Here is a 19864-nt window from a genome sequence, read left to right as displayed (position 1 = left end):
GGTCAGGGCGGCTCTCGATCGTCGGGATGACAGGATTTGAACCTGCGACCCTCTGTTCCCAAAACAGATGCGCTACCAAGCTGCGCCACATCCCGCGACACTCAATCTAACCACATCCGCAGGCGGCGTCCCAACGGCGTCCGCGGCCTGTGACACACGTCATGAAAGCCCGATTTGGCCCGTGCCGACGACCTCGGATATAGTCATATTCGCAACACGGGGATGTAGCTCAATGGTAGAGCCTCAGTCTTCCAAACTGATGGTGCGGGTTCGATTCCCGTCATCCCCTCCACCGGCCGGTCGGACCCTTGTGGTTCGGCCGGTTTTCTCGTCTGCGCGACCACCTCGGCGCTTTTCGTGTTTTGGCTCCCGTTTCGCGTAGGATGGGTGACTGCATCTCCAAAGGACATGGTCCATGTCCGATCCCTCAGCGGTCCCACGACTGACGAACCGTCGTGTCGACTGCGAGCATGATTGTCGATTCTGAAAGGTCCCACTGTGAAGAGCTCCGTCGAGCAACTCGACCCGACCCGGGTCAAGATCAGCGTGGAAGTCCCATACGCCGAACTCAAGCCGAGCGTCGACGAGGCCTACAAGACCATCGGTTCCCAGGTCAACGTCCCCGGGTTCCGTCAGGGCAAGGTCCCCACGCGCATCATCGACCAGCGCGTCGGCCGCCCCACCGTGATCCAGGAAGCGATCAACAACGGACTCGACGCGTTCTACCGTGACGCCGTGGAAGCCAACGATCTCAAGCCGCTCGGCCAGCCCGAGGTCGAGATCTCCGAGGTTCCCGGCCTCGACGGCACCGAGGACGGCGACCTCGTCTTCACCGTCGACGTCGACGTGCGCCCCGAGATCACGCTGCCCGCCTACGACTCGATCACCGTCGAGGTCGACCCCATCGAGGTCACCGACGCCGACGTCGAGAACGAGCTCGAGCAGCTGCGCTCGCGCTTCGGCACTCTGACCTCCGTCGACCGCCCGGCGGCCAAGGACGACTTCGTCACCCTCGACCTCGTCGCGAAGATCGACGACGAGGAGATCGACTCGGCCTCCGACATCTCCTACCAGGTGGGCGCCGGGACCATGCTCGAGGGCATGGACGAAGCCCTCGAAGGCCTCTCGGCCGACGAGTCGACGACCTTCTCGACGACGTTCGCCGGCGGCGAGCACGAGGGCGAGGAGGGCACCGTGACCGTCACCCTCAAGGCCGTCAAGGAACGCGAACTGCCCGAGGCCGACGACGACTTCGCGCAGCTGGCCAGCGAGTTCGACACCATCGACGAGCTCCGCGAGGACCTCAAGGTCCAGGCCGGCAAGCAGAAGGAGTTCGCGCAGGGCGCCGAGGCGCGCGACAAGGTCCTCGAAGCGATCATCGAGGCCGTCGACGTGCCGGTGCCCGCGAAGATCGTCACCGACGAGGTCGAGCGCCACCTCGAGTCCGAAAACCGCGTCGACGACGATGAGCACCGCAAGGAGGTCACCGAGGAGACCGAGCGCAACCTGCGCACGCAGTTCGTCCTCGATGCCATCGCCGAGGCCGAAGAGGTCGAGGTCACCCAGCCCGAGCTCATCGAGTACCTCATCTCCGCCTCGCAGCAGTACGGCATGAACCCGAACGAGTTCGCGCAGATGCTCGACAACTCCGGCCAGGTCAACGCCCTCGTCGGTGAGGTCTCGCGGCGCAAGGCCCTCGCCGCGGCGCTGGCCGGCGCCGTCGTCAAGGACACCGACGGCAACGTCGTCGACATGGAGGAGTTCACCTCGCCCGCCGACGACTCCGCCGAGACCGTCTCCGCTGACGACTCCGAGGCCGACGACGCCGAGGCCGACGAGACCGCCGCCGAGGATGCGAAGGCCGACGCCGACGAGAAGTGAGCGTCCGTCACGCAGGCCGACGGCCGCCTCGGCGAGGGTCTGCTGACTGAGCACCGCTGACAACGGCGGGCACGGGATGACCGTGCCCGCCGTTTCGCGCATTCAGCCGCGGATCGCAGCCTTTCACGCTGAGGGCGAACACGGCTGATCGGGGGGACTAAAACCTGCGGCGCACCAGTTAGAGTCCATAGCAAGCCAATCTAGACCAACAGGAGAGAAACGTGAGCGCACACGACACGACAGCGCCCGTCGGCCTCGACGCCGGTGGGGGCATGGGCCTCGACGACCACATCTTCAACCGTCTGCTCAAGGAGCGGATCATCTGGCTCGGCTCGGAGGTCCGCGACGACAACGCCAACGCGATCTGCGCGCAGATGATGCTGCTGGCGGCCGAGGACCCCGATTCCGACATCTGGCTCTACATCAACTCGCCCGGCGGCTCGGTCACCGCGGGCATGGCGATCTACGACACCATGCAGTACATCAAGCCGGACGTCGCGACCGTCGCGATGGGCATGGCCGCCTCGATGGGGCAGTTCCTGCTGTCCTCCGGCGCCAAGGGCAAGCGCTACGCGACTCCGCACGCGCGCATCCTCATGCACCAGCCGCTCGGCGGCATCGGCGGCACGGCCACGGACATCAAGATCCAGGCCGAGCTCATCCTCCACATGAAGAAGCAGATGGCCGAGCTGACCGCCGAGCAGACCGGCAAGTCGCTCGAGCAGATCCTCAAGGACAACGACCGCGACCACTGGTTCACCGCCGAGGAAGCCCTCGAATACGGCTTCATCGACGACGTCGTGACCCAGGCGTCCGAAGTCAACGACAAGTGACGGGGAGACAGGGAAGAATGAACTCAATGAATCTCATGCCAGGGTCGACCGCCGGCCAGATGCCGGTGTCGCGCTACGTCATGCCGCAGTTCGAAGAGCGCACGCCGTACGGCTTCAAGCGTCAGGACCCGTACACGAAGCTGTTCGAGGATCGTGTGATCTTCCTCGGCGTGCAGGTCGATGACACGAGCGCCGACGACATCATGGCGCAGCTGCTCGTCCTCGAATCGCAGGACCCCGACCGCGACATCACCCTCTACATCAACTCGCCCGGCGGCTCGTTCACCGCGCTGACCGCGATCTACGACACGATGCAGTACATCAAGCCGGAGATCCAGACGGTGTGCCTGGGCCAGGCGGCCTCCGCCGCGGCCGTGCTGCTCGCCGCCGGCACCCCCGGCAAGCGACTCGCGCTGCCCAACGCCCGCGTCCTCATCCACCAGCCCTCGATGCAGGGCCAGGGACAGGGCCAGGCCTCGGACATCGAGATCCAGGCCGCCGAGGTGCTGCGCATGCGCCAGTGGCTCGAGGCGACGCTGTCGAAGCACTCGAACAAGACCGAGGAGCAGGTGTCGAACGACATCGAACGCGACCTCTTCCTCACCGCCGAGCAGGCGAAGGACTACGGTCTCGTCGACCAGGTGCTCACCTCCCGCAAGGGAGCCTGAGCCCCGGCAGTCAGCGGGCCCGGACGGCGGCGGTCGTCCGGGCCCGCTGTCGTCTCCGCCGCCGGTCGGGTGGGTGATCCGCCGAGGCGGTTCCGACACACCGTATGACCCCGCGCAGGCGCTGCGTCAGTGTCATATGGGAAGCTATTGAGGTACAGGAAACACGAGCGGTAGAGTTGGGGCGAGGCGCCCTGGCGAAAGGTTGTGACAGTGGCTCGCAGTGCGGACGGAGCAGATCTGCTCAAATGTAACTTCTGTGGCAAGTCACAGAAGCAGGTGCGGAAACTCATCGCCGGACCTGGGGTGTACATCTGCGATGAATGCATCGGACTGTGCAACGAGATCATCGAAGAGGAGCTCAGCGAGTCGACGACGGAGCACGCCGAACTCGAACTGCCCAAGCCGCGGGAGATCTTCGACTTCCTCCACGAGTACGTCGTCGGCCAGGATCCCGCGAAGAAGGCCCTCTCCGTCGCCGTCTACAACCACTACAAGCGCATCCGCGCCCTCCAGGGCGGGGACGACGCGAAGACGCTCGGCAGCGCCGATTCCGAGGTCGAGATCTCGAAGTCGAACATCCTCCTCGTCGGCCCCACCGGCTCCGGCAAGACCTACCTCGCCCAGACGCTCGCGAAGCGCCTCAATGTGCCCTTCGCTGTCGCCGATGCCACCGCGCTGACCGAAGCCGGCTACGTCGGCGAGGACGTCGAGAACATCCTCCTCAAGCTCATCCAGGCCGCGGACTTCGACATCCCGCGCGCCGAGCACGGCATCATCTACATCGACGAGATCGACAAGATCGCCCGCAAGTCGGAGAATCCGTCGATCACCCGCGACGTCTCCGGTGAGGGCGTGCAACAGGCGCTGCTGAAGATCCTCGAGGGCACGCAGGCCTCGGTGCCCCCGCAGGGCGGCCGCAAGCACCCGCATCAGGACTTCCTCCAGATCGACACGACGAACGTCCTCTTCATCGTCGCCGGCGCCTTCGCCGGTATGGAGGAGATCGTCGCCGGCCGCAAGGGCAAGCACGGCATCGGCTTCGGCGCCCTGCTCCAGTCGAAGAACGACGACGAGGACCTCTACGCGGACATCCTGCCCGAGGATCTGCTCAAGTTCGGGCTCATCCCCGAGTTCATCGGCCGTCTGCCGGTGCTCGCGACCGTGTCCAACCTCGACCGGCCGGCGCTCATGTCGATCCTCACCGAACCGAAGAACGCCCTGGTCAAGCAGTATCAGCGGATGTTCGAGTTCGACAACGTCGAGCTCCGTTTCGAGACCGAAGCCCTCGAGGCGATCGCCGATCTCGCGCTCCTGCGAGGCACCGGAGCCCGCGGTCTGCGGTCGATCATGGAGGAAGTCCTCCAGCCGATCATGTTCGATGTGCCCTCCCGCGAGGACGTCGCCGAGGTGGTCGTGACCAAGGACGTCGTCGAGAGCAACGTCGCCCCGACCCTCATCCCGCACGAGCAGACGCGGACGACGAAGAAGTCCGCGTGAGCGCTTCGCGCGCAGCATGAGGCTGTTCGCGGACACGAGACCGCTCAGATACGACAACTACCGCCGGCTGTGGCTGGCCAACATCGTCACCGTACTCGGTGCGCAGATGACGGTCGTCGCCATCCCGGCGCAGATCTTCCACATCACCGGGTCCTCCGGGTACGTCGGGCTCAGCGGTGTCTTCGGGCTCGTCCCGCTCATCGTCTTCGGGCTCTGGGGAGGGTCGCTCGCCGATGTCGTCGACCGGCGCAAGCTTCTCATCATCTCGACCGTCGGCCTCATCGTCACGAGTGCGCTGCTGGCGTTCCTCGCCGTCATCCAGATCGACAACGTGTGGGTGCTGCTCAGCGTGTTCGCGATGCAGCAGGCCTTCTTCGGACTCAACCAGCCCGCCCGCGGGGCGCTGCTGCCGACGATCGTGCCGCTCGCACTGCTGCCGGCGGCGAACTCGCTCAACATGACGGTCGCGACACTCGGAGCGGTCGCGGGTCCCGTCATCGGCGGGGCGCTCATTCCGGTCTTCGGCTACCAGATGCTCTACATCCTCGACGCTCTCTTCCTCGCGACCACTCTCTATGCCGTGGTCAGGCTTCCCCCGCTCGTGCCGGGGAAGCAGCCGGACACGCGGTCGGGGTTCAAGGGCGTCGTCGACGGGTTCCGGTACCTCGGGACGAACACCGTCGTCATGGTCTCCCTCCTCGTCGACGTCATCGCCATGGTCTTCGGCATGCCCCGTGCGCTGTTCCCGCAGATCGCGACCGAGACCTTCGGCGGTCCGCCCGAGGGCGGCATCGTCTTCTCGCTTCTCTTCGCAGCGCTGGCTGCGGGCAGTGCCCTGGCCGGGATCTTCTCCGGGTGGGTCTCGAAGGTCGAACGTCAGGGGCTCGCCGTCATCGTCGCGATCATCGTCTGGGGTGCGGCGATGACGATCTTCGGGTTCGCGCTGCCGTTCGCGAGCGGCTTCTGGATGGCCGCGCTCATCGTCGCGCTCTTCGGGCTCGCACTCGGCGGGGGAGCGGACATCATCTCCGCGGCCTTCCGGTCGACGATGCTCCAGGAGGCCGCCAGCGATGACATGCGCGGGCGCGTGCAGGGCGTGTTCATCGTCGTCGTCGCCGGTGGACCGCGCATCGCCGACATCGTCCACGGCTATGCCGCTGAGGCGACCACGACGACGATCGCTTCGGCCGGCGGCGGCATCGCCGTCATCGTGCTCGTCCTCATCTGCGCCGCAGTCTTCCCGGCGTTCCGACGCTACCGTGTCGAGAGGGGCGGGGCGGACGAGACGCGCTCGGTGGCCTGAGCCGCCGGCTCGAGGCCATGTGGCAGAAGGCGGGGACCGCCTCGGCGAGGGCCAGCCGTGGTCAGTGCTGGTGAGGGCCGACGGGGGACCGCCTCGGCGATCACACCTCCGCGATGACACCCCGGCGATCACACCTCGGCGATCACACCCCGGTGAGCGCCGACTCCATGTTCGCGAGGATGCCCGGCCATCCCGATCCCATGCCCTTGTACGCCTGCTGACCGAGCGGGGAGTCGACGTCGAGACCGGAATGGGCGAGGAACAGGCGTGTGCCCGTGCCCTCGGGTTCGATGGTCCAGGTCAGGGTCGAGTCGAGGCTGCCCTCGGCGAAGGTGAAGGCGATGAGGCGTTCGGGTTCGACGCGGGTCACCGTGCACGGCTGCTCACCGAAGCCGCCCATGTCGAGGGTGAAGGCGTGGCCGACGACCGGGGCGATGTCGCCGGGCGCCCACCATCGCGCGAGCAGCTCGGGTTCGGTGAGTGCCCGCCAGACGGTGTGCGGTGAGTGGGTGAGGAACTGGTCGACTTCGATGGTCCGTTCGTCAGTCATCGTTGGTCTCCGTTTCGGGGTCGGGTTTCGTGTTCCGTGGCGGTATCGGGCTGGGCTTCAGTGTCGGGTTCGGTGATGTCGTCGAGGGTGCGCGCCAGATCGCCGAGGCGGTCGCGCCAATACCGTTCGAAGGGGTGGAGCCATTCGCCGAGCTCGGCCAGGGGCGCCGGTTCGAGATGATAGATCCGCCGCTGACCCTGCGGCTCCTCGCGGACGAGGCCGGCGAGACGGAGGATTCGCAGGTGTTCGGAGACCGCGGGGCGGCTGAGGTCGAAGAGCGCTGTCAGTTCGGTGACGGAGCGCGGTTCGTCGCGCACCGCCTCGAGGATCTCACGGCGTGTGGGGTTCGCGACGGCAGCGAAGACATCGGTGTTCACGCCCTCGAGGTTATGTCGGGAATATCCGACATGTCAAGAATCTCCGACATATCTGTGCGGTGAGCGGCGGGTTGTGTGTGCGGCTGCGGGTGGTGTTCGCCGGTGCTCGAGGAGCGTCTCGCGGCGACCCGGATGCGGAGCTCGAAGAACTACGTGTGCACGGGGTGGAACTGCGACTGCGCGTTGTGTGTGGCGAGCTGCGGGTTGTGCGAGAGCTCAAGGGTTGTCCGTGCGGCGGAGGGTTGCGAGCAGACCGACGGGTTGTGTGTGCGGCTGTGGGTGGTGTTTGCCGGTGCGTCGAGGCGCGTCGCGTGCCGACCCGGATGCGGAGCTTGACGAACTACGCGTGCACGGGGTGGATCTGCGACTGCGCGGTGTGAGTGGCGAGCTGCGGGTAGTGCGAGAGTTCCAGGGTTGTGCGCGAGCTCAAGGGTTGTGCGTGGGGCGGAGGGTTGTCAGGGGACCGGCGGGTAGTCGGTGCGGGCGGAGATCTGTCGGCACACCGGTGAGCAGCGCGAGTGGGCCAGTGCCGGGCAGTGCGTGTGGGAAACGGAGCGTGACGCGGCGCGGCCGCCGGTGGGGACCGACGGCCGCTGGGGATGTGGAGCGGGGATGCGTGGAGCGGGTGGGGAGTGTGCTCAGGCCTGGGCCGAGTAGACGGCGTTCTCGGCGGGCTGGACCACGACGAAACCGGGACCGTGGAAGGCGAGCTGGATCGATTCGCCGGAGCCGCGGCCGAAGAACGAGCCGAGGCTGACGTCGGTCTTGATCTGCGGGGCCAGCGACGACGACCAGCAGACCGCGGACTGCGGATCGACGAAGGTGGGCTGCTGTGAGGCGTCGAGAACCATCGGGTCGCCCTTGCAGCAGATCGCCGCGGTGCCGGTGCCGGAGAGCTCGAGGTTGAAGAGACCCGAACCGCTCGCGAGCGCGCCGATGCCGCCCTTGATGCGCTTGATCTCCCAGTTGAGGGCGTCGTCGAAGGCGAGGAGGTTCGACGTGTTGACGGTGAGCGCGTCCTGCTGGCCTTCGAGGGACATCATGAAGATGTTCGAGGCTTCGCGGGCGAAGAACACCTCACCGTTGCCTTCGACGCGCATGACGTTGCCGCCCTCGCCGGTGGCCGCCTTCTTCATGAACTGGCCGACCGACTTCGACCCCTGGTGGGAGAAGTGGATATCGCCCTGGTAGGCGACCATGGCGCCCTTCGTGGCGATCATCGGAGCGTCCGGCGTGATCACGGTGCGCAGCATCTTACTCGACTGCAGCGTCCACCGATCCCGGTTCTGGACCTCGGCGTTGCGCTGCGCAAAGAGCTCACTTCTCATGGTCTGTCATGCCTTTCAGTCAGGTCGGGACCGAGTGCCCCGGCGTCTGCGACGACTCCATGATATGTGGGTCACACAGGGATTCCGGGACGATTCGTGTGCTCATTTGGGAACAGGTCCCGCACCGAGGCGACCGCTGGGTGGCGACCTGCGAACACAGAGAGGCGGGCCAGCGCGATTCCGCGAACGCAGAGAGGCGGGACCGGGAGCATGTCCCGGCCCCGCCTCGCGGCAGAGAACCTCAGGCCTGCGGTTCGAACTCGATCGCGGCGACGGTGATCTCGTCTCCGCCGACGTCGGTCGTCAGGCTCTGCACGCGCCCGGCGGCCTTGAGATCGCCCTCCGCCGAGGCGACGGCGCCGGTGATCGCGGCCGGAGCCTCGATCGTCAGGCTGAGCACCGAGGTCTTCTGCGAGACCTTCGCCTCGGTCTTCGCACGGCGGATCTCTGAGAGCACGGCAGCCACGGAGCGCAGCAGCTCGGGGTCGGCGGCGCCGGCCTCGGCGAACGTCGCCTCATCGGTGGGCCACGGTGCGCGGTGGACCGACCCGGTGCGCCACCACGACCAGACCTCCTCGGTGACGAACGGCATGAACGGGGCGAACAGGCGCAGCAGCACATCGAGGGCGGTGGCCAGGGTGACATGGGCCGACAGCTGATCGGCCTCTCCGGCGGCACCGTACGAGCGGTCCTTGACGAGTTCGACGTAGTCGTCGGTGAACTCCCAGAAGAAGCTCTCGACCTCGCGCAGCGCGTGCGCGTAGTCATAGGCCTCCATGTGGGTGGTGGCGCTCGCGGCGACCTCGCCGAGGCGGGCGAGCAGGGCCCAATCGAGGTCATGGCTGACCGCGTCGACCTGTCCGACGAGTCCGGCGTGCACGCCCTGCGCGAGCGCGAACTTCGAGGCGTTGAGCAGCTTCATCGCCAGGCGGCGGCCGATCTGCATCTGCGAGACGTCGTAGGCGGTGTCGGCGCCGAGCTTCGCACTTGCCGCCCAGTAGCGCACGGCGTCGGGACCGAACCCGGGCTTCGCCTCGGCGAGGATGTCCGAGGGCACGACGACGTTGCCCTTCGACTTCGACATCTTCTTCCGGTCGGGGTCGAGGATCCACCCGGACAGTCCCGCACGCTTCCACGGGGCGGCGTCGTTGAGCGAGTTCGCCCGCACGACCGTGGAGAAGAGCCACGTGCGGATGATGTCGTGGCCCTGCGGCCGCAGATCGAACGGGAAGACGGTTTCGAAGAACTTCTCGTCCCGGCTCCACTTGCCCAGCAGCTGCGGGGTCAGCGACGACGTCGCCCACGTGTCGAGGACATCGGGGTCGGCGGTGAAGCCGCCCGGCTGGTCACGCTGGTCCTCCGAGAAGCCCGCCGGCACCTCGGCGATCGGGTCGACCGGCAGGTTCTCGGGCACGATCGGGTTCTCGTAGTCCGGGGTGCCGTCGGCATCGAGGCGGTACCACAGCGGGATCGGCACCCCGAAGTAGCGCTGGCGGGAGACGAGCCAGTCGCCGTTGAGGTTCTCCACCCAGTTCTCGTAGCGGGAGCGCATGAACGCCGGATGCCATTCGATCTCACGCCCGCGGGCGATGAGTTCGTCGCGCAGCTGCGCCGAGCGACCGCCGTTGCGGATGTACCACTGACGGGAGGTGACGACCTCGAGCGGCTTGTCGCCCTTCTCGTAGAACGGCACGGGATGGGTGATCGCCTCGATCTCGCCGACGAGGTCACCGGAGTCCCGGAGCATCTCCGCGATGTCCTTGCGGGCGGTGAACGTCGTCTTGCCCGCCAGCTGCTCGTAGTTGCCCACGGCATCGGGCTTCGGCGAGGCGGCGATCCACTCGGGCACCTCGAGGCCGAGGCGCCCGGCGCGGTTGACGACCGCCCGCGTGGGCAGGTCGAGTTCGCGCCACCACGTGACGTCGGTGAGGTCGCCGAACGTGCAGACCATGGCGATGCCCGTGCCCTTGTCGGACTTCGCGAGCTCGTGGGCCCGGACCTCGACCTCGACGCCGAAGAGCGGGGAGACGAAGGTCGTGCCGAAGTGCGGCTGGTAGCGCTCGTCATCAGGGTGGGCGACGAGGGCGACGACGGCGGGAATGAGCTCGGGCCGTGAGGTGAGGATGATGATCGGATCCGCCGAGGTGTCGGCCAGTCCGTCGGCTCCGCGCGGGAAGAACTTCACCTTGTGATAGGCGCCCTCCTTCTCCCGGTCCTCGAGTTCGGCCTGGGCGACGGCGGTGCCGAAGGACACGTCCCACATCGTCGGGGCATCCTGGGAGTACGCGTGTCCGCCGGCGAGGTCGGTGAGGAACGCCCGCTGGCTCACGGCCCGTGAGGTGTCGTCGATCGTCCGGTACGTGTACTTCCAGTCCACGGACAGACCGGTCGAGCGGAACAGGTCCTCGAAGACCTGTTCGTCCTCGGCCGAGAGGCGTTCGCAGAGTTCGATGAAGTTCCGGCGCGAGACCCGCTCGAAGTCCCGCGAGTTCTTCGCGGGCTTGGCCGGGGGAGTGAAGTCGGCGTCGTAAGGCTGCGACGGGTCGCACGTCACGCCGTAGTAGTTCTGCACCCGACGCTCGGTCGGCAGGCCGTTGTCGTCCCAGCCGAGCGGGTAGAAGACGTTCTTGCCCCGCATGCGCTGGAAGCGGGCGATGACGTCCGTCTGCGTGTACGAGAAGACGTGACCGACATGGAGCGACCCGGAGGCCGTCGGCGGGGGAGTGTCGATCGAGTAGACCTGCTCCCGGTCCGTGTCGGCGTCGAAGGCGTAGACGTCGGACTCGCTCCAGGCGGCGTCCCACTTGTCGCGCAGACCTTCGAGAGCCGGCTTGTCCGGCAGGTTCACAGACTCGTGCGTCGAGTCGGAATAGGCAGAGTTCATAGTTGTCGATTTTCCCACTCGCGGACCCAGTCGCCAAACCGGTCGTCCCGCCGTCTCCGGCGGTGAGCCCGACCGGTCGCAGCACCGTTCCCGGCCATGAATCGGACCCGGTGCCCACGCTGTGTCGACAACCGCCGGGAAGCTGTGTCGACAACCGCCGCAGAATTGCCTGAACGGGAGGTTCGAACGCGACCACCTGGTCGGATGAGACGATGGACGCATGGCGACCTTGGACAGAATCGGGACAGAGAATCCGCCTCCCACCTCGACGGGGTGGATGAACCCCGCGAGAGCCTTCGCGATCCTCGCCGTCGTCGCCATCCACTCCCTCGGCACCGTCGTCGAGGTCAACTTCGCCTCGATGGGGCCCGACTGGTGGGTCGCCAACGTCATCGACTCGGCGAGCCGCTGGTCGGTGCCCGTGTTCATCATGATCTCCGGTGCCCTCGCGCTCGACCCGCTGCGGGGCAGCAAGCCGCGGAAGTTCCTCTCCAAGCGCGTGTGGCGCATCGGCATCCCGCTCGTCTTCTGGACGATCGTCTACGTCGCCTTCCGCCGCTACTACCTCCTGTCCCCGGACTCCGACTGGAATGCGCTGCTCGCGATCCTCTCCGGCTCGCCCTTCGTCCAGCTCTACTTCCTCTACGTCCTCGCCGGCCTCACCCTGCTCACGCCGTTCTTCCGCCTGCTCAGCGTCCACGGCTCCCGGCGTCTGCAGTGGGGGACGGGGCTGATCTTCCTCGGCATCGGCATGCTCGACCAGTTCGTGTCGATGATCTTCTCCGTCGGGGAGGCGAACATCGCCACCAGGTTCCTGCCGATGGCCGGGTTCTACATCCTCGGCTGGGTGCTGCGCGACGTCGTCCTCTCGACCCGCGGTGTCGTGTGGGCCTGGGTCGCGTTCGTCGCCGCGACCGCGGTGACCGCGCTGTGGGCGGGCTTCGGGCCGGGGGAGAAGCCGTGGCTCTATCCCTACGAGTACCTGTCCCCGGGCGTCGTCGTCGCCTCGCTCGCGGCCTACCTCCTGCTCCACCACTACATGCGCACCGGGTTCAGGGTCCTCCACTGGTTCTACCCGTACTCGTTCGGCGTCTTCCTCCTCCACCCGCTCGTCCTCTACCCGCTGCGTAACCTCATCGGCCTGCCGACGACCGTGCCCGGAGTGCTCTTCCACGGCGTCGTCATGGTCCTCGTCTACACCGCGATCTGCGTCGCCGTGACGTGGGTGGCGGTGAAGATCCCCGGTCTGCGCGCCGTGTTCGGCGAGGGCGGACCCCGCAATCCGTACACCCCGTCGAAGCCGGCGGCGCCACCGAAAGACGCCCCACCGGACGGGGACCAGGCGCCCGACGGCACCCGCTAGGGCCCCGACCGTAGACTGAGAGCGACCCGTTGTCAGTCGAGAGGGAGTTGAGGCATATGCAGGCATTGCGAGCAGTCGTCACCGGAGCGAGCTCGGGCATCGGCGCCGCCACCGTGCGCCGGCTGCGGGACCAGGGCTGGGACGTCGTCGCCGTGGCCCGACGCGGGGACAAGCTCACCGCCCTGGCCGAGGAGACCGGTGCCACCGCGATCACCGCCGACCTCACCGATGACGCCGCCGTGGCCGCGATGGCCGCCGAGGTGCTCGCCGGCGGTCCCGTCCACGCCCTCGTCGCCAACGCCGGTGCCGCGTTCGGCACGGACACCGTCGCCGAGGCGTCGGTCGAGGGATGGCGCGACATGTTCGACATCAACGTCCTCGGAGTCCTCCGCGTCGTCCAGGCGTTCCTGCCCGCTCTCATCGACTCCGGCCGCGGCGACATCGTCGTCATGTCCTCGACCGCCGGTCACCAGGCCTACGAGGGAGGCGGCGGTTACGTCGCGACGAAGCACGGCACGCATTCGATCGCTGCGACCCTGCGCCTCGAACTCGCAGGTTCGCCCGTCCGCGTCATCGAGATCGCCCCGGGCATGGTCGCCACCGACGAGTTCACCCTCAAACGCGTCGGCGGGGACACCGCACGGGCCGACAAGGTCTACGAGGGCGTGGAGAACCCGCTCACCGCAGACGACGTCGCCGACGCCGTGACCTGGACGCTCACGCGCCCGCACCACTTCAACGTCGACCTCATGGTCATCCGCCCGATCGCCCAGGCCGCCCAGCACAAGGTCGCCCGCCACCAGGGGCTCTGAGCGACTCTCCACCAGGGGCGCTGAACCGCCCGCCACCACGGCCTCTGAGCCGCTCGCGGGCACCGGGCACGCACCTGCGACACCCCTGCCGGAGCGACCGCCCGTCAGCGCCCCGGGTGACTGGTGTGGGCGCGGCCCGCGGGTATAGAATTGAGGACGCGTCGATCCGGCCATCACCGGGGAGCATCCGGAAGAACAGCATGACCGATCCACGGCCGACCACCTCGGCGGGATGGGATGCTCACTAGACCCGGACGGTCGGACCCGTCATCGTCCGCATCAATGAGCGATCCGTCGCTGAGGCACCGTGCCGGTCGGCACTGCGGCCTGACGGCGGATAAGCGGGGTGGTACCGCGGCAGCAATGTCGTCCTCGCGGCCAGTGACCGCAGCTACCGTGAAGGACGCTCATGACGCAACCCCTCTATCCCAAGGTGTCGACCTCGGCCTTCGGCCTCAGCGCCTCGCCGAACTTCCCCGAGATCGAGCGCGCGGTGCTCGAGTACTGGAAGCAGGACGACACCTTCGCCGCGTCGATCGCCGAACGCGATCCCGGTGAGAACGGGTCGAACGAATTCGTCTTCTACGACGGCCCGCCCTTCGCCAACGGCCTCCCGCACTACGGTCACCTCCTCACCGGCTACGTCAAGGATGTCGTCCCCCGCTACCAGACGATGCAGGGCAAGAAGGTCGACCGCCGCTTCGGCTGGGACACCCACGGGCTGCCGGCCGAACTCGAAGCCGAGCGCCAGCTCGGCATCACCGACAAGTCCGAGATCGGCCGCATGGGTCTGGCCGCCTTCAACGACGCGTGCCGGTCCTCGGTGCTGCGCTACACGCAGGAGTGGGAGGAGTACGTCACCCGTCAGGGCCGGTGGGTCGACTTCGAGAACGACTACAAGACGCTCAACGTCGAGTACATGGAGAGCGTCATCTGGGCGTTCAAACAGCTGTGGGACAAGGGCCTGGTCTACGAGGGCTACCGCGTCCTGCCCTACTGCTGGAAGGACCAGACCCCGCTGTCGAGCCATGAGCTGCGCATGGACGACGACGTCTACAAGATGCGCCAGGACCCGGCGGTGACGATCGGCTACAAGCTCACCGACTCAGACGAATGGGTCCTCATCTGGACGACGACTCCGTGGACGGTGCCGTCGAACCAGGCCGTCGCCGTCAACCCGGAGATCCCGCTCGTCGCGGTCGTCCCCGGTCCCGACGGAGCCCCCGAACTCCAGGGCAGGACCCTCATCCTCGCCGAGGCGCGCCTCGGCGCCTACGCCCGTGAACTCGGGGAGAACCCCGAGGTGCTGCGGACGTTCCCCGGCAGCGAGATCGTCGGACGCTCCTACGAGCCGCCGTTCCCCTACTTCGAGGGACGCCAGGACGAGTTCGGGCAGCGCATGCACACGATCCTGCCCGCGGACTTCGTCACCACCGAGGACGGCACCGGCATCGTCCACCAGGCTCCGGCCTTCGGTGAGGAGGACAAGGAGCTCACCGACGCCTTCGGGATCACTGCCGTCCGCCCCGTCGACGACGCCGGCCTCTTCGACGCCACCGTGCCCGACTACGCCGGCGAGCAGGTCTTCGACGCCAACCGGCCGATCATCCGGGATCTGCGCGACCACACGGGACCGCTGGCCGATCGCCACGCCCTGCTGGTGCGCCACGAGTCCTACGAGCACTCGTACCCGCACTGCTGGCGCTGCCGCAACCCGCTCATCTACCGCGCAGTGTCGTCGTGGTTCGTCCGCGTCACCGAGTTCAAGGACCGGATGGTCGAACTCAACGAGCAGATCAACTGGGTGCCCGACAACGTCAAGGACGGACAGTTCGGCAAGTGGCTCGAGAACGCCCGCGACTGGTCGATCTCGCGCAACCGGTTCTGGGGCTCGCCGATCCCGGTGTGGATCTCCGACGACCCGACCTACCCGCGCACCGACGTCTACGGGTCGCTGGCCGAGATCGAAGCCGACTTCGGCCGTCTGCCGGTCAACGACCGCGGCGAGGTCGACCTCCACCGTCCGTGGGTCGACGACCTCACCCGTCCCAACCCCGACGACCCGACGGGGAAGTCGACGATGCGCCGGATCCCGGAGATCTTCGACGTGTGGTTCGACTCGGGATCGATGAGCTACGCCCAGGTCCACTACCCGTTCGAGAACGCCGCGTGGTTCGACAACCACTTCCCGGCCGACTTCATCGTCGAATACATCGGGCAGACGCGCGGCTGGTTCTACCTCCTCCACGTTCTCGCTACCGCGATCTTCGACCGCCCGGCGTTCCTCAACTGCATCTCCCACGGCATCGTCCTCGGCTCCGACGGGCAGAAGATGTCGAAGTCCCTGCGCAACTACCCCGACGTCAACGAGGTCTTCGACCGCGACGGCTCGGACGCGATGCGCTGGTTCCTCATGGCCTCGTCGATCCTGCGCGGCGGCAACCTCGTCGTCACCGAACAGGGCATCCGCGACGCGGTCCGCCAGGTCGTGCTTCCGCTGTGGAACACGTGGCAGTTCTTCGCGACGTACTCGAACACCGCGGACTCGGCGGCAGGGACCGACGACGCCGAGGCGGTGGCCGGCTACCGGGCGTCCAAGCGCTTCGACTCCTCCCAGGTCCTCGACCGCTACCTGCTCGCGAAGACGCACGACCTCATCGTCGACTTCGCCGCGGCGATGGACGACTTCGACATCTGGGCGGCCTGCGAGATCGTCCGCAGCTACCTCGACATGCTGACGAACTGGTACGTCCGCCGCTCGCGCCGGCGCTTCTGGGACGGCAGCGCTGCGACCCACGAGACCTTCGACGTCCTCTACACGTGCCTCGAGGCCTTCGCCCGGGTCGCCGCCCCGCTGCTGCCGTTCACGGTTGAGGAGATCTACCGCGGGCTCACCGGGCACCGGTCGGTCCACCTCGAGGACTACCCGGATGCCGCGGAGTTCCCGGCCGACCCCGACCTCGTCGCGGCGATGGACCTCACCCGCGACATCAGCTCGACGGCCTCCTCGGTGCGCAAGTCCAACCGGCTGCGGGTGCGCCTGCCGCTCAGCCGCCTCGTCGTCGCCGGCAGCACCCCGCTGAGCCGCGAGTTCACCGACATCATCGCCGATGAGCTCAACGTCCGCGAGGTCGAGGCCCTCGATCTCGCCGCCGCCGAGGACGCGGGCTTCTCGCTCACCCAGAACCTCGTCGTCAACGCCCGCGCCGCCGGTCCGCGACTGGGCAAGCAGGTGCAGGCGGCGATCAGGGGCTCGAAGACCGGTGACTGGTCGGTCGCCGCTGACGGCACCGTGACCAGCGGCGGCGTCGAACTCGTCGACGGCGAGTACACGCTCGAGTCCGTCGCCGAGTCCGGCACCGACGGCATGGAGCTCGCCGCCCTCGACTCCGGATTCCTCGCGCTCGACACCCGGGTCACCCCGGAGCTCGAAGCCGAGGGCGTGGCCCGGGACACCGTGCGGGCGATCCAGGGCATCCGCAAGCAGCTCGACCTCCACGTCGCCGACCGCATCACCGTCGTCATCGAGGCCGATGAGGCCGTCACCGAGGCGCTCGGCACGCACCGGGACCTCATCAGCACCGAGACCCTGGCGACGGGACTCGACTTCGCTCCCGTCGCCGAGTCCGCGGAGGTCTTCACCCCCGAAGAGCTGCCTGCGGGCACCCGGATCTCGGTGGTGAGGGCATGAGCACAGACGACCTCACCCGGGTCTATGCCACCCTGCTCACCCGGGCGGGGGAGGCCGCCGTCGAGGTCCGCCTCGACGCGACCCGCCGGGCCGTCGAGCTCCTCGGCGACATCCACCGGGCCGCACCCGTCATCACGGTGACGGGGACGAACGGGAAGACGTCGACGGCGCGGATGATCGATGCGATCATCTCCGCCCACGATCTGCGAGTCGGACGGTTCACCAGCCCCCACCTCCACTCGGTCACCGAACGCGTGTCCGTCGACGGGCAGCCCGTCGACGCGGAGACGTTCGTGCGGATCTTCGACGAGATCGCCCCGTACCTCGACATCGTCGATGCCGAGCTCGTCGACTCCGGTCGCCCCAAGCTCACGTACTTCGAGGTCCTCACCGTCCTCGCCTTCGCGATCTTCGCCGACGCTCCCGTCGACGTCGTCGTCGCCGAGGTGGGGATGGGCGGGGAATGGGACTCGACGAACGTCTCCGACGCCGAGGTGTGCGTGTTCACCCGCATCGGCCTCGACCATCAGGCCTACCTCGGCGACACCCTCACCGCGATCGCGCAGACCAAGGCGGGGATCCTCAACCGCACCATCGACCCGACCCCGGCCCCGGAGCCGGTGGCGATCATCGCGGCACAGGAGGACGAGGCGCTCACCGCCCTCGACGCCGAGGTGGCCCGCCGTGAGGTGCCCGCGCTCGTCGAGGACCGCAGCTTCCGCCTGATCGACCGGCAGCGGGCCGTCGACGGACAGCTCATCGCCGTCCAGGGGATCCGGGACGTCTACACCGACCTGTTCCTTCCCCTCCACGGCGAGCATCAGGCGCACAACGCGGCCGTCGCGATCGTCGCCGCGGAGACCTTCCTCGGCGACGAGGACAAGCCGCTCGACCGGGACACGGTCGCCGAGGGACTGTCCCGCGTGACCTCGCCGGGACGCGCCGAACTCGTCCGCACCGGCCCGGCCGTCGTCGTCGACGGGGCGCACAACCCCGACGCCGCCCGCGTGCTCGCCGACACCATCACCGAGGCGTTCGACTTCGACTTCACCGTCATCGTCATCGGCATGCTCGCCGACAAGGACGTCCACGGCGTCCTCGACGAACTCCACCGCACCGCCGACGCCTTCGTCGTCACCGCCCCGGTCAGCGACCGCGCGCTCGACGCGGAGACGCTCGCCGAGGCGGCCCGGGAATGGGTCGACGAGGACGCGGTGACCGTGGCCCCCGATCTCAACGCGGCCCTGATGACGGCCTTCGACCTCGTCGAGGGCAGCGGTGCGCAGCGGCCCGGGATCATCGTCACCGGCTCCCTCTACACCGTCGCCGAGGCGCGCCTTCTGCTCGGCCGGGGGGACGAGGCATGAAGTCGAAGTACCCCGTCCTCGCCGGGTCGATCCTCATCTGCGAACTCGTCGTCGTCTACTTCGCGGCACTCGCGGCGTACGGGCTGACGGTGAAGACCAACGGCACCCTCGAGCTCTCCCAGCTCCTCATCGGCGCCTCGGTCATCGCGGTGGTCGCGATCGTCGCGACGATCCTCCTGCCGCGGCGCATCGGACAGAAGCGGCCCGGCGTCGTCCTCGGCTGGATCACGCAGGTGCTGCTGCTCGCCACCGGCTTCATCCTCCCGCCGATGTTCTTCATCGCCGCGATCTTCATCGCCCTGTGGGTCGTCGCCCTCTACTGGGCGGCCCGCATCGATCGGGAGGTCGCCGAGCGGTCCTGACCGCCCGTGTGCCCCGGGTACACTGTCCATCGACGAACTCTACGGAAGGACCCGAATGGAACGCACCCTCATCCTCATCAAGCCCGACGGCGTCGCCCGCGGCCTCATCGGTCAGATCGTCGGCCGCATCGAGGCCAAGGGCTACGCGATCGACGCTCTGAGCCTGCGCACGGCCACCCCGGAGGAGCTCGCGGCGCACTACGCCGAGCACGAGGGCAAGCCGTTCTACCAGCCGCTCGTCGACTTCATGTCGGAGGGCCCGATCGTCTCGATCATCGCCTCCGGTGAGGGCGTCATCCCCGGCTTCCGCTCGCTGGCCGGCGCCACCGACCCGACGACGGCCGCCCCGGGCACGATCCGCGGCGACCTCGGCCGCGACTGGGGCGAGAAGGTGCAGAAGAACCTCGTCCACGGCTCCGACTCGCCCGAGTCGGCCGAACGCGAGATCGGCATCTGGTTCCCCAACTGAGGTCGCCCATCCGCACAGACACGTAGTGCCCCGCAGATGATCTGCGGGGCACCACGTGTCTCTGCCGTCGTCCGCGTGCGGCGGACAAGGGTCTCCGGACGGGAGTCTGAGGACGGGGATCTCCGGCCTGGAGCCTCAAGTCGGGCGTCTGGGTCGGGAGTCTCAGAAGAGGGTTGCGAAGAAGTTCCAGAACTGGACGACGATGGTCGTGGCGATGATGAGCAGCCAGACGACGGCGATCGCGACGTTCTCCCGGGCGAGCACCGTGACCACGGCGCTGTCGCGGACCCCGCGGCCGAAGTTCCCCGCGAGCGCATTGTGGGCGGTGACCGCGCAGAACATCGGGATCGTCATCGTCCACACGACCATGCACCACGGGCATCCGACGCCGATGACGTAGATCGACGTGTAGTAGAGGAACATGACGAGGACGACGCCGAGGGCGAGGCCGATGTTGAGGCCGATCATGATCCAGCCGG

At 67.7% G+C, this 19864-nt stretch carries 16 protein-coding genes and 2 tRNA genes; 12 read left to right on the top strand and 6 right to left on the bottom strand.

The window, feature by feature from the left end:
- Positions 1 to 21 precede the first annotated feature (21 nt).
- Positions 22 to 95: transfer RNA gene (locus ABD154_RS01855), tRNA-Pro, on the bottom strand.
- 123 nt (positions 96 to 218) lie between these two features.
- On the opposite strand from ABD154_RS01855, the gene ABD154_RS01850 reads away from it, so the two are divergent.
- The 6 genes from ABD154_RS01850 (at position 219) to ABD154_RS01825 (ending at position 6182) form a co-directional block, all read left to right on the top strand.
- Positions 219 to 292 (top strand) — tRNA-Gly (locus tag ABD154_RS01850).
- 206 nt (positions 293 to 498) lie between these two features.
- Positions 499 to 1881 (top strand): trigger factor, encoded by a 1383-nt coding sequence (gene tig, locus ABD154_RS01845; RefSeq protein ID WP_198498619.1) that lies wholly within the window; start codon positions 499 to 501, stop codon positions 1879 to 1881.
- Positions 1882 to 2153: 272 nt separating this feature from the next.
- A complete protein-coding gene (locus ABD154_RS01840; protein ID WP_137826332.1) occupies positions 2154 to 2714 on the top strand; it encodes an ATP-dependent Clp protease proteolytic subunit in 561 nt (186 codons plus the stop codon).
- Positions 2715 to 2740: 26 nt separating this feature from the next.
- On the top strand, positions 2741 to 3382 hold the full coding sequence (locus tag ABD154_RS01835; protein ID WP_137826318.1) for an ATP-dependent Clp protease proteolytic subunit: 642 nt from the start codon (positions 2741 to 2743) through the stop codon (positions 3380 to 3382).
- A gap of 210 nt (positions 3383 to 3592) precedes the next feature.
- A complete protein-coding gene (gene clpX, locus ABD154_RS01830; protein ID WP_198498620.1) occupies positions 3593 to 4879 on the top strand; it encodes an ATP-dependent Clp protease ATP-binding subunit ClpX in 1287 nt (428 codons plus the stop codon).
- 16 nt (positions 4880 to 4895) lie between these two features.
- Positions 4896 to 6182, top strand: a complete 1287-nt coding sequence (locus ABD154_RS01825; protein WP_198498621.1) for an MFS transporter — start codon at positions 4896 to 4898, stop codon at positions 6180 to 6182.
- 142 nt (positions 6183 to 6324) lie between these two features.
- Here the strand turns inward: ABD154_RS01825 and ABD154_RS01820 are convergent, their stop codons facing one another.
- From ABD154_RS01820 to valS, 4 genes are all read right to left on the bottom strand, one after another.
- On the bottom strand, positions 6325 to 6732 hold the full coding sequence (locus ABD154_RS01820; protein WP_198498622.1) for an SRPBCC family protein: 408 nt from the start codon (positions 6730 to 6732) through the stop codon (positions 6325 to 6327).
- On the bottom strand, positions 6729 to 7109 hold the full coding sequence (locus ABD154_RS01815) for an ArsR/SmtB family transcription factor (RefSeq protein ID WP_198498623.1): 381 nt from the start codon (positions 7107 to 7109) through the stop codon (positions 6729 to 6731). Before ABD154_RS01815 ends, ABD154_RS01820 begins: the two co-directional genes overlap by 4 nt.
- Positions 7110 to 7747: 638 nt before the next feature.
- Positions 7748 to 8437: an AIM24 family protein gene (locus ABD154_RS01810; RefSeq protein ID WP_198498624.1), complete on the bottom strand. Its 690-nt coding sequence runs from the start codon at positions 8435 to 8437 to the stop codon at positions 7748 to 7750.
- Positions 8438 to 8678: 241 nt separating this feature from the next.
- Positions 8679 to 11321, bottom strand: a complete 2643-nt coding sequence (gene valS / locus ABD154_RS01805; RefSeq protein ID WP_198498625.1) for a valine--tRNA ligase — start codon at positions 11319 to 11321, stop codon at positions 8679 to 8681.
- Positions 11322 to 11598: 277 nt separating this feature from the next.
- Between valS and ABD154_RS01800 the strand changes: the two genes are divergently transcribed.
- The 6 genes from ABD154_RS01800 (at position 11599) to ndk (ending at position 19385) form a co-directional block, all read left to right on the top strand.
- Positions 11599 to 12684 carry an acyltransferase gene (locus ABD154_RS01800; RefSeq protein ID WP_232623574.1) on the top strand — a complete coding sequence of 362 codons (1086 nt, stop codon included), beginning with the start codon at positions 11599 to 11601 and terminating at the stop codon, positions 12682 to 12684.
- A gap of 56 nt (positions 12685 to 12740) precedes the next feature.
- Positions 12741 to 13496, top strand: a complete 756-nt coding sequence (locus ABD154_RS01795; protein WP_198498627.1) for an SDR family oxidoreductase — start codon at positions 12741 to 12743, stop codon at positions 13494 to 13496.
- Positions 13497 to 13905: 409 nt separating this feature from the next.
- Positions 13906 to 17187: an isoleucine--tRNA ligase gene (gene ileS / locus ABD154_RS01790; protein ID WP_198498628.1), complete on the top strand. Its 3282-nt coding sequence runs from the start codon at positions 13906 to 13908 to the stop codon at positions 17185 to 17187.
- Positions 17184 to 18554, top strand: coding sequence for a bifunctional folylpolyglutamate synthase/dihydrofolate synthase (locus tag ABD154_RS01785; RefSeq protein ID WP_198498629.1), 1371 nt, complete (start codon positions 17184 to 17186; stop codon positions 18552 to 18554). Before ileS ends, ABD154_RS01785 begins: the two co-directional genes overlap by 4 nt.
- On the top strand, positions 18551 to 18916 hold the full coding sequence (locus ABD154_RS01780; protein ID WP_198498630.1) for a DUF4233 domain-containing protein: 366 nt from the start codon (positions 18551 to 18553) through the stop codon (positions 18914 to 18916). The genes ABD154_RS01785 and ABD154_RS01780 overlap by 4 nt, the downstream gene beginning before the upstream one ends.
- A gap of 55 nt (positions 18917 to 18971) precedes the next feature.
- Positions 18972 to 19385 carry a nucleoside-diphosphate kinase gene (gene ndk, locus ABD154_RS01775; protein ID WP_198498631.1) on the top strand — a complete coding sequence of 138 codons (414 nt, stop codon included), beginning with the start codon at positions 18972 to 18974 and terminating at the stop codon, positions 19383 to 19385.
- A 162-nt stretch (positions 19386 to 19547) separates the two neighbouring features.
- Here ndk and ABD154_RS01770 read toward each other — a convergent pair.
- Positions 19548 to 19864, bottom strand: a 317-nt coding sequence (locus tag ABD154_RS01770; RefSeq protein WP_344249709.1) for a vitamin K epoxide reductase family protein, incomplete at its 5' end; no start/stop codon positions are given.

This window comes from Brevibacterium sanguinis (assembly GCF_039528855.1).
GTDB classification, from domain to species: domain Bacteria; phylum Actinomycetota; class Actinomycetes; order Actinomycetales; family Brevibacteriaceae; genus Brevibacterium; species Brevibacterium sanguinis.
Note: the sequence above shows the minus strand (reverse complement) of the source record. Positions and strands in the feature narration are given on the sequence as shown.

Excerpts from the sequence above, each read along its gene's own strand:
- ABD154_RS01835 (WP_137826318.1), top strand. The coding sequence starts at position 2,741 with ATGAATCTCATGCCAGGGTCGACCGCCGGCCAGATGCCGGTGTCGCGC.
- ileS (WP_198498628.1), top strand. The coding sequence starts at position 13,906 with ATGACGCAACCCCTCTATCCCAAGGTGTCGACCTCGGCCTTCGGCCTC.
- ABD154_RS01785 (WP_198498629.1), top strand. The coding sequence starts at position 17,184 with ATGAGCACAGACGACCTCACCCGGGTCTATGCCACCCTGCTCACCCGG.
- ABD154_RS01800 (WP_232623574.1), top strand. The coding sequence starts at position 11,599 with ATGAACCCCGCGAGAGCCTTCGCGATCCTCGCCGTCGTCGCCATCCAC.
- ABD154_RS01795 (WP_198498627.1), top strand. The coding sequence starts at position 12,741 with ATGCAGGCATTGCGAGCAGTCGTCACCGGAGCGAGCTCGGGCATCGGC.
- ABD154_RS01780 (WP_198498630.1), top strand. The coding sequence starts at position 18,551 with ATGAAGTCGAAGTACCCCGTCCTCGCCGGGTCGATCCTCATCTGCGAA.
- valS (WP_198498625.1), bottom strand. The coding sequence starts at position 11,321 with ATGAACTCTGCCTATTCCGACTCGACGCACGAGTCTGTGAACCTGCCG.
- ABD154_RS01820 (WP_198498622.1), bottom strand. The coding sequence starts at position 6,732 with ATGACTGACGAACGGACCATCGAAGTCGACCAGTTCCTCACCCACTCA.
- ABD154_RS01810 (WP_198498624.1), bottom strand. The coding sequence starts at position 8,437 with ATGAGAAGTGAGCTCTTTGCGCAGCGCAACGCCGAGGTCCAGAACCGG.
- ndk (WP_198498631.1), top strand. The coding sequence starts at position 18,972 with ATGGAACGCACCCTCATCCTCATCAAGCCCGACGGCGTCGCCCGCGGC.
- ABD154_RS01840 (WP_137826332.1), top strand. The coding sequence starts at position 2,154 with ATGGGCCTCGACGACCACATCTTCAACCGTCTGCTCAAGGAGCGGATC.
- ABD154_RS01825 (WP_198498621.1), top strand. The coding sequence starts at position 4,896 with ATGAGGCTGTTCGCGGACACGAGACCGCTCAGATACGACAACTACCGC.